Source organism: Paenibacillus peoriae KCTC 3763, assembly GCF_000236805.1.
Taxonomy (GTDB): Bacteria; Bacillota; Bacilli; order Paenibacillales; family Paenibacillaceae; genus Paenibacillus; species Paenibacillus peoriae.
This window is the reverse complement of the sequence record NZ_AGFX01000011.1, coordinates 500202-515457: the sequence shown is the minus strand read 5'-3', so window position 1 is coordinate 515457 and position 15256 is coordinate 500202. Positions and strand designations below refer to the sequence as shown.

Sequence of the window (15256 nt, the reverse complement as noted above, 5' to 3'; positions counted from 1 at the left end):
TATCTACTGCAGGTCCATCAGTTTCTGAATAGTTAATAACACCCCATTCTCTTCATTGGATTTTGTAATAAAACTGGCAGCCTTTTTGGTATTCTCACAAGCATTGCTGACTGCAAAGCTATACTTCGCAATACTCATCAGCTCCACATCATTTTCACCGTCTCCAAAGGACATCGTTTCCCCAAACGTTACGCCAAGCATATTCTGTAGTTTTTTGACCGTTTCCCCCTTATGTGTGTGGAGAGCGGTAATATCCACCCATTTGGGTTCAGAATCGACAATATAAATTTGTCCCAGCAACGTATTTTCCACATGTTTTCTCAATGCAGAGCTTCGGCTTTTGATATCAAAAACAGTAATTTTATTAAAATCACCGTCCAGTTGTTTAAATGAATCGATTTTAACCACCTTTTCGTAAGAACCTTTAACCACGTTGAACCATTCATCTTTTATTGTCGAAAGCACATAAGCCGTATCACTGATACATGCAATAATCGTAACTTCCGGATCAAAACGTTGAATCTCAGCAATGGCTTGCTGGGCCAAATCATGTTCAATCGTAAATTCCTTGACAACTTCCCCGTCTTTCTTGATCCTTGTTGCGCTATCCCCCAGTATCCAGACGCCTTTGCCATGCTCCCCGAACAATTTCTCTACTCTCTCGCACTGCTTCCCGGTACAAGCTACAAAAGCAATATCTTTTTTTTGCATTTCGGCATATACCTGGTTAAATAAATCAACATCAAATAACCCTTGGTTATTCAAAAAGGTTCCATCCAGATCGGTCACGACGAGTTTAAGCATATAAGTCCTCCTGATATTCTAATAATCCTTCTGCTCCAAGGCGACATCCCTCTCAAGTATCCCCGTCACCTTTACCTTCATCCTCATGCCCATTCCCATGTAGACCACGGATAATTCTCTTGTGTGAACGTTGGGCGTAAATATGTGTCTGGGGAGATTCAGTCACACCTCTAACAGCAAAATATGCGCCAATCAGTATGAACACACCTAAAACAGCTTGAACGATGATTGACATCATGTGTTCGACCTCCTAAAAAAGCGTTCAAAAGTAAATATACCAACTTTATAATGTTATTTTATAAAGTATCCACACCCAAGATGTGACTTTTCTTTATCAAGAAAGATGTAGGCCCACCATTTACACCTTCTCTGACTGGTAGCATAGGACGCCCTAGGGAAAGCTGTTTGCTACATTGCAATCGTAAACGTTGTAATGCATTACATGTCAAGATTTATTTTTTGCAGTTGTGTTCTATTCAAACAGATCGTCAATAGAACGAATCGGTTTCACTTCAATCGTCTCTCCAGACATCACCATACATAGATAGGTCCCAATCCATATGACAGCACATAATAACACGTACGCTAACATCGTAATTCCTCACTTTCTCGTTGGTTTAAAATGTAATTTACTCCCTCTGCACTCATCAGCATGAAAATAAGGAGAACAAGCACAATAAACGGAAATAAGGTGATGCTCATCTGTGTAGCGATTATGCCAAAAAGCGGAGGGAGAAACGTCGTTCCCGTATAGGCGACAGCCATCTGATACCCCATCATCCTTGCTGAATTTTCCCTTCCAAACCGGGTTGGCGTTTCATGAAGAAGCCCGGGATAGATAGGGGCAAGCCCAAGTCCAATCAGAATGAATCCAACCAGGGAAAGAGCGGCAGGCAGCGGAAGCAAAAGAATGATCCCGCCTGCAATGGCAACAAGCTGACCGCATCGGATTAACACACGATTATGGACTTTCAGCGTAATAAAGCCTGTAATCATCCTTCCAATCGTAATCCCACCATAGTATAAAGAGATCCACCCCGCAGCCGTCTCTGCTGTGATATGCCTCGCACCAACCAAATAACTGGCTCCCCACAGTCCCACCGTACTTTCAACCCCGCAATAGAACAAAAAGGCGATAAGGGAAGGCTTGACGCCTTGAATACGAAGGACATTGGTTTTGACATTTCCCTCTGGCTGTAATAGCACGGATTCAGTCTGAACGTGCTGTATGTCATTTTGTGCAGACTCAGACTCACGACTCGTCGCGATACGTTTCCATAAGGGGAGAGTAACCAACAAAATGAGGACGAGTGTGAACTGGATCATGGCTACTGCTGCATACCCCCCTCTCCAGGAGTTATGATCAGCAATATAGTAGGACATCATAATCGGACCCATAGTTGCTCCTAAGCCCCAGAAACAGTGCAGCCAGTTCATATGATAAGCCTTGTAGTTTTCGGCTACATAATGATTCAGAGCCGCATCTACGGCACCTGCTCCAAGGCCAAGAGGAATAGCCAAGATGACAAGCCAAAACATTAAGGGTGCCATAGAGAATCCAAGTAACGCTCCGGCAGTCAGGAAACAGCTGATCAGGGTCACTTTGCCTGTCCCCAATCGTTGAAGCAAGTTTCCGCTTACCAGACTGGATATGATCGTCCCTCCGGCTACAACCATGGACAAGATGCCGGCGGAGCCGAGTGAAGCCCCCATGTCGGGCCACATCACCGGCCAGGCCGACCCAAGCAAAGAATCCGGAAGTCCCAAGCTAACAAATGCCAGATAGATAACAATTAAAAACCAAGTTGCCATACCTCACCTCTCTCACCATAAGTGAATCTTTATTGCCATTTTCATCATAAATAAATATCTTTATAAAGTTTCTTTATTTAATATGCATCAGTAACTTTTCTTTGTCAAGACATGATGCAGAAAGAACCCCTGCAGTAAATTCTGGGGGTTCTTTCTGCTCATTTAAATGATTAGGACCGGCTCCAATTCTTTGAGTGTGAGCCAGCGCATGCCTGCTTCAAAATCCTGTTGAAATGTTTCCTGTAAAATCACTTCAGGAAACGATGGCATAGGCTGCTGAGTCTGATAGATTTCCCATGCATTGTACCAAGTATCTGCTTCCACTCGATCCTGATAGATCACAATTTTGTCTGGAGCAAGCACGGCATTGACGCTTTGAATGATTTGACATACTGCGCCCACAAATGTTTCCTGATCCATTTCACGATACCAATCAAAACCCAAGGGGAGAAACTTGATTTCACCGGCCATGCCGTTCTTTCCTTTGACTATTTTTCCATCCAGATATATCCCCATTCCTGGCGGGTACTTCGTAGGAAAATATATGCCAAGTACACATGTCATGTCATCCAAGTCCTGTTTCGCACAATACCCGCTTATGGCGGCATTAACATCATTCTCCACTATAACGGGCAGTCCAAATTGCGATTCAATCTCTTCAATCACACGAAAACCCGTCAGTTCCCGATGACTGCTCACCGTAATTTCACCATTAACGGCCTGTCCAGGAATACCTATGCCAATCACTTTAATGGAAGGATACAACGCAAGGAAACGCCCAATAACCTCATGGAAATGCTGCCGTTCAAAAACAGGCATTAAATATTCTTCTTTTAGCAGAATATGATCTTCCAGGTTAACGACTGCTGCAGAAACAAACCCTTGTCCCTTCTCCTCTTTCATGTAAATGACGAGCGCGAGGCTGAAATCATAATTGTATCGATAGGTTAGCGCAGGTCTTCCGCCATTGGATGGAACGGTTTCATCTTCGAATATCTCTCCAAGGTCATGCAGTTCCTTTACAAGTGAATTCACCGTAACTACGCTCAGCTTGGTGAACGAGGCCAACTGGGGTTTGGTAGCCGTTTCAACACGTTTCATCGCCTGACGCACATTGTTTAAATTGATTGCTTTCATCAAATTAGCGCTTGCTTTTTTCATAAGTCCCCCTCTTTATGCACACATTTCATACATATAATATGATTTTACACAGATATCAATCAGTTTTCATCTTTATCTAACAGCAGAACCGAGTTCAGCTCCGCTACACATTTATAGATTCTATAATCTTAAAAAAGGATCGCCTGACATCAGGCAATCCTTTTCCATAAGTGCTTCATACAACACATGGGAATGCTTTCAAATCCCCTACCACACGCATCAACGGAACATTCCCCACAGTTTGATCAGATGGAATGTGTTAGACGGATCAATTTTTTGTGCCAGTACAAAGGCTGTCAATTGTTCCTCCTGCGCGGCTGTCAGCCGCTCGTTCAAAATAGCAGAAGTGGACTTCACAAGTTGACGTACCTTGGCCTTGTTTTGCAGGTCCGCTTTGGTCACACCTTCGATCTGCTGCTTAACCCGTTCCTTGAGCACACGGTTTTTCATTTTTAGCTTAATCCGCTCCACCAGTTGCGGGCTGATTCCATATTGCTGATAGCTCAATGTTGCCACACCTCCCATATCATCGGTCATTCCCAAATATATGACGGCTGGCCTGTCCATTGTGCCTATCTAAATTAAAGGGATTAAAGCAACCTCATGATTCTTGCTGAATCAGTCGATGAGATCGCCTTGGAAAATCTGCTCTTTTTGCAAATAACCACGCAGTGCTTCATACTGTGGAGATGTCCAGAAGGACGAATCCTTGATCAGATCCGTTGCATCCTCACGAGCCTTTTCCAGCACCTCAAAATCCGCTACCATATCTGCTAAGCGGAATTCGGGTAGCCCACTCTGCTTGGTGCCAAAAAAGTCACCCGGACCTCTCAGGTCCAGATCGCGTCTGGCAACCTCAAAACCATCGTCCGTATCAGTCATAACCTTCATCCGCTCCTGACCAACCTCCGACTTGGGATCAGCAACCAATATACAATACGAGGCGTGGGAGCCCCGTCCGACGCGCCCACGCAGTTGATGAAGCTGGGACAGTCCGAAGCGATCTGCATCCATAATGATCATGAGCGTCGCATTCGGCACGTCTACCCCTACCTCTACAACCGTTGTTGAAATGAGCAGCTGAATCTCATTCGCATAAAAAGAACGCATAACCTCTTCTTTTTCCGCAGGAGTCATTCGTCCATGCAGCAACCCAACGCGGTAATTCGGAAAAGCCTGCTGCATTTGAATATGTAAATCAATGGCGTTCTGCACATCCAGCTTATCCGACTCCTCAATTAACGGACAAATCAGATAAGCCTGCCGTCCCTGATCTACCTCACGGGAAATAAAGCCGAGTACCCGATCCATCAGATCATGCTTTACCCAATACGTCGAAATTGGAATACGTCCCTTTGGACGCTCTGATATCGTAGAAACGTCCATATCACCAAAAGCAGTAATCGCCAGCGTACGCGGGATCGGTGTTGCCGTCATCGTCAGCACATCGGGATTGTATCCCTTGCGACGCAATATGCTGCGCTGGTTCACGCCGAATCTGTGCTGCTCATCCGTTACGACAAGCCCGAGCTGGCGGAAATACACATCCTCCTGAATGAGGGCATGAGTGCCTACCACAATGTCCAGCAGCCCCAGCTGCAGGGAAGCAAGCAGTTCCTTACGTTTCTTTCCGGTCGTACTTCCTGTCAGCAGCCCAACACTAATCCCGAAGGGCTCAAACAACTTGTGAAGCGACCTCATATGCTGCTCGGCCAAAATTTCGGTTGGCACCATCAACGCCCCCTGAAAACCGGAACGCACGGTAGCAAATAAACCAATGGCGGCAACAACCGTTTTACCCGACCCGACATCTCCTTGAAGCAGACGGTTCATACAATAGGGCGAGCGCAGATCATGCAGTATTTCCAGCTCGACCTTCTTCTGTGCATCCGTTAATTCAAAAGGCAAGGACCTCACGAATTCACGAACTGTAGCATTGTCCACCGTATGTACAACCCCGTCTGCCCGACCACGGTTTAACGCCCGGAATGCCTGCATTTTCAGTTGGAATAAAAAAAGCTCCTCATACACCATGCGGCGGCGAGCCTCTTGCCCTTCGCGGTTGTCCTCAGGCTGGTGTATCCCCGTAATGGCCTTTTTACGAGGCATCATGCTATATTTACGTACAAGCAGCTCTGGCAAAATTTCAGGAATCATTTCACCGAACTGCTGAAGCGTCTGATTCATGGTTTTACGCATCCAGCTTTGCGTAATCTTGCCGCCTATAGAGTACACAGGCTGAAGTGTCCCTGAACGGGCCACTCCTTTATCGGGAAACTCGGAATCCGAAACGGTCATTTGCATCCGCTTGAGGTCCCATTTACCAGTCACCACAATTTCACGACCTGATGTTAGCTGATCCTTCAAAAAATGCCGATTAAACCACGTCGCGGTAAACATCCAATCTTCGGCCATCAATTTACAAGTTAACCTTGATTTGCGGCCGTATCGTTGAAGCACCGGAATGCCCATAATTTTGGCCTGTACCGTAATCTTGTCTCCATCCTTCACTTCGCTTAGCGAGCGCAGGCGATAATCTTCATACCGAAACGGATAATATTCCAGCATATCCTGCACGTTAGAAATGCCAAAAGCGTGAAGCTCTCCTTCTTTGAGAGCACTCACGCCATGTATTTGTTTCAAAGGTATTTGATCCAGTTGTAACATATTACCTCTCATCTCCGGCCGGCCATGCAAAAATGCCAATCGTTCCTGGCCCTACATGGGCTCCAATCACAGCGCCAAGTTCAGTATATATTCGATCTCCCAGCTCAAAATGCTCTGCCAGCTGAGCCATGAACGCTTCTGCCACCGAGCGATCTGCCGTATGACCCACAGCAATATTAATTTTTTGGCCTTTTAAATCCCGCTCCAGCAGTTCAATAATTCGTGCTGTCGCTTTTTTATGCCCTCTCGCCTTTTCAACCGAATAAATAATGCCTTCTTTGTCAATCGAAAGAATCGGCTTAATGTTAAGCAACGTACCAACCATAGCCGCTGCCTTGCCAATACGTCCGCCTTTTTGCAAGTATTCCAGTGTATCCACCAGGAAATACAAACAACGGCGCTCCCCACGACGTTCCACAGCCTGAACAATATCAGCCGGGGATTGCCCGGCAGCCGCCAGCTCTGTGGCATAGACCACAAGCATACCGTATCCGTATGAAGCTGATTTGGAATCCACCACGGTCACTCTATCTTCATGCTTCTCCAGCATGGATTTACCCAGCAGAGCAGACTGATACGTTCCGCTCACGCCGGAAGACAAATGGATAGAAACAATCTGGCTCTCAGGATGTTTCTCCAGCAATGCCGTATAAGCCTCCAAAAAACGGGCTGGTGAAGGCTGTGACGTCGTAGGCAGCTCATCTGCCCGCACCAGTTTGCTGTAAAACTGCGCCGCTGACATTTCAATCCCATCCAGATAAGCGGTGCTACCAAACATGACCGTCAGCGGTACAACGACTATACCGAGACGGTCTGCCAGTTCCTGTGGAATATCAGCCGTGCTATCCGTCACAATGATGGTGCTCATCAGTCAGACCTCCTTTTTGGTGGTGGGCTTCCATAGGCGCTCTACAGCCCATCAGCTTTCCACGGAGAACAAATAAGGATAGATCGGCTGACCACCTTCATGAACTTCTACTTCAGCATCCGAATAATGCTCTTCAAGCCATGCAACGAGTTGATCTGTGTCTTCTTGCTTCGCATCCGATCCTGTGAGAATCGTAACAATTTCATCACCATTCACTAGCATTTTCGTCAGCAAAAGGCGGGACGTTGCGACTAACTCTTCCTCGGTCGCCACAATTTTGGAATCTTGAATACCGATATAATGGCCTGCCATAATGTGCAGGTCATCAAGCGTCGTATCCCGTACCGCATAGGTCACCTGTCCGGATTTCACATGGCTGACCGCTTCTCGCATATTATCTTGATTGGTCTCAAAGGCTTCTTCCTCCTGAAAGGCAAATGCCGCTGCAATCCCCTGAGGAATCGTTTTGCTTGGAATAACCGACACCAAGCGTTCCATCTCCAGTAATTCACGCGCCTGCTCTGCCGCCAAAATGATATTGGAATTATTCGGAAGAATGAAAATATGTTGAGCCGCAATCGAGCGTGCCGCATTGACAAAATCCTCTGTACTCGGATTCATGGTCTGACCGCCGGAAAGCACAACATCGACGCCCAAGCTTCTGAAAATATCGGCAATTCCTTCACCAGAAGCCACAGCGATAAAACCAAAGGGTGCCAGTTCATGAGCCGGAGGCACTGAGGGCTCCTCCTCACGTGCAGGCTCTGCTGGTATTTCAGCAAACCACTCAGGCTCAGGAGCACCATCCATACCCGCAGATAACAAATCACGATGCTGCTCGCGCATATTCAAAATACGAATCTGCGTAATTTCCCCGTAACGCAGTGCCAGATTCAACACTTCACCCGGAGCTTTGGAATGCACATGAACCTTAATAACATCATCGTCTGAAATAACGATAATAGAATCACCATCTACTGATAACGCTTTCCGGAAAACTTCCTCATCAAAGGCCGTACCTTCCGCTCCGCCCAATTGCCGATTGATAAAAAACTCCATATCATACAAAAATTCAATATCCTCAGTTTCGAGCTTCGCTTGCGCTGAAATCGGCGCATCCGGGGAAGGCGCAACTGCCGTAGGTCTCTTGGCTACCTGAGGAGCAAAAACGGGACGCCCCTTATCGCCTTTTGCAGCTGTAGCTGCCACCAGACCGCTTTGGAGATATTGCATAAATCCTTCATAAATATACACAAGTCCTTGTCCACCCGAGTCCACAACTCCCACTTGCTTCAGTACCGGGAGCATGTCCTGCGTCATGGCAAGCGTTTCCTTCGCTTTAGCAAGCACTTCTTCCATCAGTTCCGTGATGTCGTTCGTCCGGCGCGAGAAAAAAACAGCATGCTTAGCCGCTTCCTTCGCCACGGTAAGAATTGTACCCTCCACCGGCTTAACCACCGCCTTGTAGGCCGCATCCACCCCGCTCTGCAATGCCGATGCGAACTGAAGGGTATTCAATTCCTCGTATGGGGCAGCGTAACGGCTGAAGCCACGGAACAACTGGGACAGGATAACCCCTGAATTACCGCGGGCCCCCATCAGCAAACCTTTGGATAATATGCCGGACATGACACCAATAGAGGCAGAATTCCCCCTCTTTAATTCCGTTACGCCCGCGCTCATCGTCAAATTCATATTGGTACCCGTGTCACCGTCCGGTACCGGAAATACATTTAGTGAATTGACGTGTTCCGCATGCTGCTGTAATTGTTCCGCCCCGGCTAAAACCATTGCGGTAAAATCTGTTCCATTCAAAGAACGATTACTCAAGAGAATTCCCCTTCCTAGCTTAATACACTTGTTTTACAATCAAACTTACACAACACCTTGTTTAAAGGTTTAATTGAATTATACTAAAGCCAGACGATGAATACGAATGTCACACTTTCGTAAGCTTATTGTACCCATGGTCCGAGCCATCCTTACACAGGTCATGTATATGAAAAACCAGTCAACCGCCCAACAATAAAACATCGGCAGGAATGGTAACTATGGGTATGGTTTCCGCCTCTGATCTGTCCGGCATGACTGGAATAAGTTCACATTTTAATATATACAAAAATAAATGGAGCAATAACTATCCCATATTGTACTATAATGCGAAAGAGAAATAAATAAAGTTTTTGAATCAGTTGACGGAGCTTTTTTGACTATGATATTATATAAAAGTATTGTTTTGTTCAGGTTAGTGACTTACAAAGTCCGGCTGACCCAGTCGGCCTGAAGAGCGACCTGTTCCATACGGAACTTGGTTATTTTCAGAATAGGAGGTGGAATCATGTCTCGTAAATGTTCTGTAACAGGCAAAAAGCCTAGCAGCGGTAACCACGTATCTCACGCTAACAACCGTAATCGCCGTACTTGGGGCGTCAACGTACAAAAAGTTCGCATTCTCGTTAACGGTAAACCGAAACGCGTTTATGTCAGCACTCGTGCATTGAAAGCCGGTAAAGTGACTCGCGTGTAGTCGTAAAAAAATAACGTTATAAACAAAAGGCACCTCGTTTTAAACGGGTGCTTTTTTGGTTATTCGAAATGTAGTATCCAACTGTTCCAGAAGGACAAAATGTCAGGCACCTTCCCGCGCGTTCTTTGCCGATTACTTCCGAGCTGCCAAGCTGATGTGCCCGGGAAGCATGCCCTGCGTACCTCTGGTCTTCATTCTGCAGCCTGTAGTTTACCTTACATGAAATTCAGTTTTTCTGGAATGTATTCAAAATGGCTTTGACGAATCCACCCAGAAATTTTGGTAGTTTGATCGTGTAAAACTTCATGCCTCACCCTCCCCATCATTCTCCTGCACCCGTTCTCTGTAGTTTATGCAATCTATAGATGGTTGTTACCCCACAAAAAAAAGGCTACATGAGAATCCCGCTCATGTAACCATATTTATGCACAACCATCCCAGGCTATACCATCAGACAAGTCCGTGAACATAGAGATATGCCGAGAGTATAAAAATAAACAGGAAGTAATAAAGCACGCTGCACACCACAAACCCGATGCGCAAACCACGCCGTTCATTTTTACGAAAGTAAAATAGCACAATAAGAACAGCGAAAAGTGAAAGAAGGGCATTCCATGGAGCCTTCACCAGCGAGAAGCTGCTGAGGGTCAAACCTGTCGCCATACTCGCTGCAGTCATCCATAGCGCTTCAGTTAGCTTCACTTGGATAAACGGGTCGCGCTGTCCCGAATAGCCGCAATAGCTGCACCGCGGTCTTCTCTACCGAAAACTGCACTGCCTGCCACCAGAACGTCAGCACCTGCTTCAAATACGACAGGTGCCGTCTCCTCCGCAATACCTCCGTCTACCTCGATATGTACGTCCGGACGCCCTATTTCGTTCAGCCAAGCACGGATCTGTCTGATTTTATCCACCGTCTCTGGAATGAAGGATTGCCCCCCAAAACCAGGATTGACCGTCATGACTAGAACCATATCCACATTGGGCAGTACTTCCTTGATCGCATATGGGGAAGTACCTGGATTGAGGGCCACTCCTGCCAGCACACCTTGCTGTTTAATCATATGAATAACTCCATGCAAATGAACACAGGCTTCAACGTGAACAGTGACAATATTGGCCCCAGCCTTTACAAAATCAGCAATGTAACGTTCAGGATGCTCAATCATCAGGTGAACGTCCAGAGGAAGAGTCGTATGCGGACGAATAGCCTGAACGATAGGTGGACCCAATGTAATATTGGATACAAAATGCCCATCCATCACATCCACATGAATCCAGTCTGCTCCCATGGCCTCGGCTTCCGCAACTTCACTGCCCAAACGGGCAAAATCAGCGGATAAAATCGATGGTGCTATTTTTAACATATGCTCAATACCTCCGCTTTTTTTCTTTTAGTTCCTGGTAGAACTGCAAGTAGCTATCATACCGCCCCTGTGAAATATGTCCTTCTTCTACGGCCTCTCTTACTTTACAACCAGGCTCGTGAATATGGGTGCAGCCTCGAAATTTACAACTCTCCGCATACTGCTGGAATTCACGAAAACAGGGTGATAACTCATCCACACCCAGCTCCAAAAAATCCAGCTGGCTAAAACCCGGTGTATCAGCTACAAAGCCGCCGTTGTCCAGAGGAATTAGCTCCACATGACGAGTCGTATGTTTTCCTCGCCCCAGCTTATTGCTAATAGCACTCGTCTCTAGCATTAACCCCGGCTGCAACGCATTAAGCATTGAAGACTTTCCTACACCTGACTGTCCAGAGAACACGCTAATTTGACCAGCCAGCAGGTTCTTAAGCTCAGCCGTGCCTTCCCCGGTACGGGCGCTGGTCACCAGCACCTCATAACCGATCTTCCGATATATTTCCTGAACGGCCAGAACCGTATCATCCTCCGAAGGACTGCCTTCATACAAATCGCGCTTGGTCAGACAGATAATCGTATCCAGCCCGGCGTGCTCAATATGCACCAAAAATTTATCCAACAACGGCAGATTCAAATCCGGCTCACGCAGGGAAAACAACAGCACGGCAAGCGTGGTATTAGCCACCGGCGGACGGATAAGCTCCGTCACACGCTTTCTAATCTCTTTGACCATACCTTCCCCGTTCTCAGTCAGTTCGTAAACGACCTGATCGCCGACAAGAGGCGTAATCTCTTTTTTCTTGAAAATGCCGCGTGCTCTGCATTGTACTGTAGCTTCGCCGGATACCGGGTGCCCATCCTGATCCAGTCTGGAGACATAATAATATCCGCTGAGTGCCTTGACGATCAGACCTTCAGGCATGTGTAAGACGTCCTCCTTCATAATACTTAAGTTTCATTGCTTATAACAGTACAAGCACCTTCATTCAGCAGGTTTACTGATGCTGTACAGCCTCAATCACTTTTCCCTTCTTATTATGGGAACCGTTCCCTTTGCCCGAGTTGTTATAATGACTAACTGCCAACTCACTGCGTACAACTCCCGTGGAATCCGTTCCAGGAACAAAGGCGGAAGGCTCGCCATTTCCTCCGGTCCCATCCGGATTGTTAGAGCTGCCTCCGCTATCATTAGAAGACTCCCCGGTATTCCCTTCCCCACCACTTTCACTGCCATTCTGCGAAGAATTGCCAGCAGAAGGGTCCGTTGGTGACGTTCCGGCAGGCGGAGCAATTTGAGGCATCGTCACCGTGCCATTTTTTGCATCAATATAAGAAACAGGATACGTATCAACAAATGCTCCATCTCTAAATACAGAGACAACACTGTCCTTGTTCGGTGCCATCACCAGATTGATCGTAAACACCTGCGTCGTATTAATCGTACGGCTTCCCCATTCCTGATTTTCTCCACGTGCATCCGTATAAGTGATACGAATTTTGCTGTTTTTGCCCTCTTCCTTTGGTGCAACAGGCACATTGAATGGTAGCATAATCGCTTCCGGCGGGTAACCGGTACTTACATAAATCGTAATTTCCGTATTTGGAGGCAACTCACTGCCCGCCTCAGACGGCCACTGTTTGGTTACTTTGCCTTTTTCCTGCTCATAGCTATATTCCTCTTTGATCGAGCCGACCTTCAGCCCCATCTTTTTGACCTCATTTTCTGCTTGGTTCTGCGTCATGCCCACCAAATTCGGCATTTTTACCGTGTTCGCACCTTTGCTGACTGTAAGGACTACTTGAACCGAATCCTTATCAAAAGGCTCATTTGCAGCTGGTGTCTGACTGAGGACGGTTCCAACGGGCTGATCACTGAACTGCTCATTTTGCTGAATCTGCGTCTCCTTAATTTGCTGGGCGGTCAGCAGCTTCACTGCATTCTCATAGCTTTGCCCCTTAACATCCGGCATCGGAGTAAGCGGCTTGGCAATCCCGACTTTCAGACTAATCTTGGTCCCTTCCTTGACTAAAGAATCAGCCGGATAACTTTGATAAAAAACAACTCCTGGCGCAATTCCTTCTTTGTATTCATGCTGGACGGGCTCCTCAATGAGCAATCCTAATTTACTAAGATTCACCTTCGCCTGATCTTCTGTCTGTGTCAGAACACTTGGCACTTTTACATCAGGTACGACGAGTACATTTTGCACATAGACCACCAGTCCACCCATGGCAAGCAGCAGCACCAACACTAGTGTTACCCAAATGATCGCCTTTTTTCTATTCTTCTTGGACGATTGCTTGCTTGGAAGCTGTCCGGATTCACCAGACTGGACAGGTGCCTCGCTCCCATTGGAAGACATCCCCATTTGTTGAGGCTTTATCGCCGGAATAACCCGTGTTTGATCCTCATCATCCAAGTGTGCAAATTCCAGCTTGGATTCATTGCGACGCCCCGGCAGTAGACAGGTTTCCAAGTCTTGCAGCATCTCTTCTGCCGACTGATAGCGTTCCTCTGGATTTTTGCGCATGGATTTTAAAATGACATTTTCCACGCTTTGCGGAATCAGCGGATTAATTTTGCGTGGTTCCTCAAATTCCTCTTGCAAATGCTTGAGCGCTACACTGATTGGACTTTCTCCCAAAAAAGGAAGCTGGGCCGTCAGCATTTGATATAACACAATACCTAAAGAATATAAGTCCGATTTTTCACCAGTGACGACACCTTTTGCATGCTCAGGTGAAAAATAATGAACAGAACCCACAACAGAACCAGTCTGGGTAATTGTCGTTGACGTAACAGCTCTGGCAATCCCGAAATCGGTTACCTTAACCCGCCCATTACGTCCAATCAATATATTATGGGGCTTAATGTCCCGGTGAATAATTTGATTTTGGTGCGCGTGCTCCAGTGCATCACAAATCTGTGAAGCGATCCGCACTGCTTCATCTACCTGCAACGGCGCACGTTCTTTAATAATCTCATTCAGATTTTTACCTTCGACGTATTCCATTACAATATAATGGATTTCATCCTCTTGGCCGACATCATAAATACTAACTACATTCGAATGGGAAAGCGAGGCCGCAGACTGTGCCTCACGCCGGAAACGGCGAATAAATTCCTCATCATGAACAAATTGCTGACGCAGCACTTTAACCGCTACATTACGATTCAGCAAAATGTCTTGAGCCTTATACACCAGCGCCATACCACCGCCACCGATGCGCTCAATAATTTCGTATCTTCCCCCTAGCAGGTGTCCGATCATGCGTCACACCCCTTTTCACTCAATGAAACCGTATCGTCAGGCAATTCAAACAAAGCTACCGTGATATTATCGTCTCCTCCGGCAAGCAATGCCAAATGTAGCAAACGATCCGCTCGTTCCTCCAAAGGATTGTCTGCAGCTCCTACTACCTTGCTGATTTGTTCCTCGGTGACCAGATTGCTCAGTCCGTCACTGCACAGCAACAACACATCACCTTTGCCCAGCGCAATGGAGTCAATATCCACTTTTACCTCGGAATCAGTACCCAGCGCCCGTGTCAGCACATTGCGACGGGGATGGTTCTCCCGCTCTTCCTTGCTGATCTGACCATTTTTGAATAACTCATTAACCAGAGTGTGATCTTCTGTAATCTGACGTACCGTCCCTTTGGATATTACATAGGCTCGGCTGTCCCCGATATGTCCGATAATTCCGGAAGCATCGTTTAGCAAAACAGCCACAACTGTCGTTCCCATATTATGATACTTTTCATCGCGCGCAGCCGTTTGGAAGATAACTTCATTGGCATGCAAAATAGCGTCGCTGAGCGCCGCGGTCAAAGAATGTGCGGATAATCCGCTCTCCAACGTCGCCAAATCAGCGGCAAGTGTCTCAACCGCGAGGCGGCTGGCCGTATCACCGGCCAAGTGCCCCCCCATTCCATCGGCAACAATCCCAAGAATATACCCTTGCTCCAAGTGCCTGATCCAGGCAGAATCCTCATTCACCGAACGTACACGTCCGACATGGCTGACATGAACTGTTTTGATCAAATAAT

The 15256-nt window shown here is 46.8% G+C and carries 15 protein-coding genes; 1 reads left to right on the top strand and 14 read right to left on the bottom strand.

The window, feature by feature from the left end; all coding sequences use genetic code 11:
* Window positions 1-3: 3 nt before the first annotated feature.
* The 8 genes from KQI_RS0104765 to KQI_RS0104730 all read right to left on the bottom strand — a co-directional run bounded on the left by KQI_RS0104765 (window position 4) and on the right by KQI_RS0104730 (window position 9142).
* The gene (locus tag KQI_RS0104765) at window positions 4-804 is read right to left on the bottom strand and encodes a Cof-type HAD-IIB family hydrolase (RefSeq protein WP_010345581.1); all 801 of its coding nucleotides are present in this window, start codon (window positions 802-804) and stop codon (window positions 4-6) included.
* Between the two features lie 52 nt (window positions 805-856).
* On the bottom strand, window positions 857-1042 hold the full coding sequence (locus tag KQI_RS0104760; RefSeq protein ID WP_010345580.1) for a hypothetical protein: 186 nt from the start codon (window positions 1040-1042) through the stop codon (window positions 857-859).
* 347 nt (window positions 1043-1389) lie between these two features.
* Window positions 1390-2616 (bottom strand): MFS transporter, encoded by a 1227-nt coding sequence (locus KQI_RS0104755; RefSeq protein ID WP_010345579.1) that lies wholly within the window; start codon window positions 2614-2616, stop codon window positions 1390-1392.
* 162 nt (window positions 2617-2778) lie between these two features.
* The gene (locus tag KQI_RS0104750) at window positions 2779-3777 is read right to left on the bottom strand and encodes an ROK family protein (protein WP_010345578.1); all 999 of its coding nucleotides are present in this window, start codon (window positions 3775-3777) and stop codon (window positions 2779-2781) included.
* 219 nt (window positions 3778-3996) lie between these two features.
* Complete coding sequence (locus tag KQI_RS0104745; RefSeq protein ID WP_010345577.1) at window positions 3997-4284, bottom strand: stage VI sporulation protein F; 288 nt, start codon at window positions 4282-4284, stop codon at window positions 3997-3999.
* 111 nt (window positions 4285-4395) lie between these two features.
* The gene (recG, locus tag KQI_RS0104740; RefSeq protein WP_010345576.1) at window positions 4396-6444 is read right to left on the bottom strand and encodes an ATP-dependent DNA helicase RecG; all 2049 of its coding nucleotides are present in this window, start codon (window positions 6442-6444) and stop codon (window positions 4396-4398) included.
* A gap of 1 nt (window position 6445) precedes the next feature.
* A complete protein-coding gene (locus KQI_RS0104735; RefSeq protein ID WP_010345575.1) occupies window positions 6446-7312 on the bottom strand; it encodes a DegV family protein in 867 nt (288 codons plus the stop codon).
* A 51-nt stretch (window positions 7313-7363) separates the two neighbouring features.
* Window positions 7364-9142: a DAK2 domain-containing protein gene (locus tag KQI_RS0104730; RefSeq protein WP_010345574.1), complete on the bottom strand. Its 1779-nt coding sequence runs from the start codon at window positions 9140-9142 to the stop codon at window positions 7364-7366.
* Between the two features lie 508 nt (window positions 9143-9650).
* On the opposite strand from KQI_RS0104730, the gene rpmB reads away from it, so the two are divergent.
* Complete coding sequence (rpmB, locus tag KQI_RS0104725) at window positions 9651-9839, top strand: 50S ribosomal protein L28 (protein WP_007430992.1); 189 nt, start codon at window positions 9651-9653, stop codon at window positions 9837-9839.
* A gap of 226 nt (window positions 9840-10065) precedes the next feature.
* On the opposite strand, the gene spoVM is transcribed toward rpmB, so the two are convergent.
* The 6 genes from spoVM to KQI_RS0104700 form a co-directional block, all read right to left on the bottom strand.
* The gene (gene spoVM, locus KQI_RS26650; protein ID WP_010345573.1) at window positions 10066-10146 is read right to left on the bottom strand and encodes a stage V sporulation protein SpoVM; all 81 of its coding nucleotides are present in this window, start codon (window positions 10144-10146) and stop codon (window positions 10066-10068) included.
* A gap of 143 nt (window positions 10147-10289) precedes the next feature.
* Window positions 10290-10517: a hypothetical protein gene (locus KQI_RS27695; protein ID WP_241763852.1), complete on the bottom strand. Its 228-nt coding sequence runs from the start codon at window positions 10515-10517 to the stop codon at window positions 10290-10292.
* Between the two features lie 20 nt (window positions 10518-10537).
* The gene (rpe, locus tag KQI_RS0104715; protein WP_010345571.1) at window positions 10538-11206 is read right to left on the bottom strand and encodes a ribulose-phosphate 3-epimerase; all 669 of its coding nucleotides are present in this window, start codon (window positions 11204-11206) and stop codon (window positions 10538-10540) included.
* Between the two features lie 4 nt (window positions 11207-11210).
* The gene (rsgA, locus tag KQI_RS0104710; protein WP_010345570.1) at window positions 11211-12128 is read right to left on the bottom strand and encodes a ribosome small subunit-dependent GTPase A; all 918 of its coding nucleotides are present in this window, start codon (window positions 12126-12128) and stop codon (window positions 11211-11213) included.
* A 73-nt stretch (window positions 12129-12201) separates the two neighbouring features.
* A complete protein-coding gene (pknB, locus tag KQI_RS0104705; protein ID WP_010345569.1) occupies window positions 12202-14478 on the bottom strand; it encodes a Stk1 family PASTA domain-containing Ser/Thr kinase in 2277 nt (758 codons plus the stop codon).
* Window positions 14475-15251: a Stp1/IreP family PP2C-type Ser/Thr phosphatase gene (locus KQI_RS0104700; RefSeq protein WP_010345568.1), complete on the bottom strand. Its 777-nt coding sequence runs from the start codon at window positions 15249-15251 to the stop codon at window positions 14475-14477. The genes pknB and KQI_RS0104700 overlap by 4 nt, the downstream gene beginning before the upstream one ends.
* Between the last annotated feature and the right edge of the window lie 5 nt (window positions 15252-15256).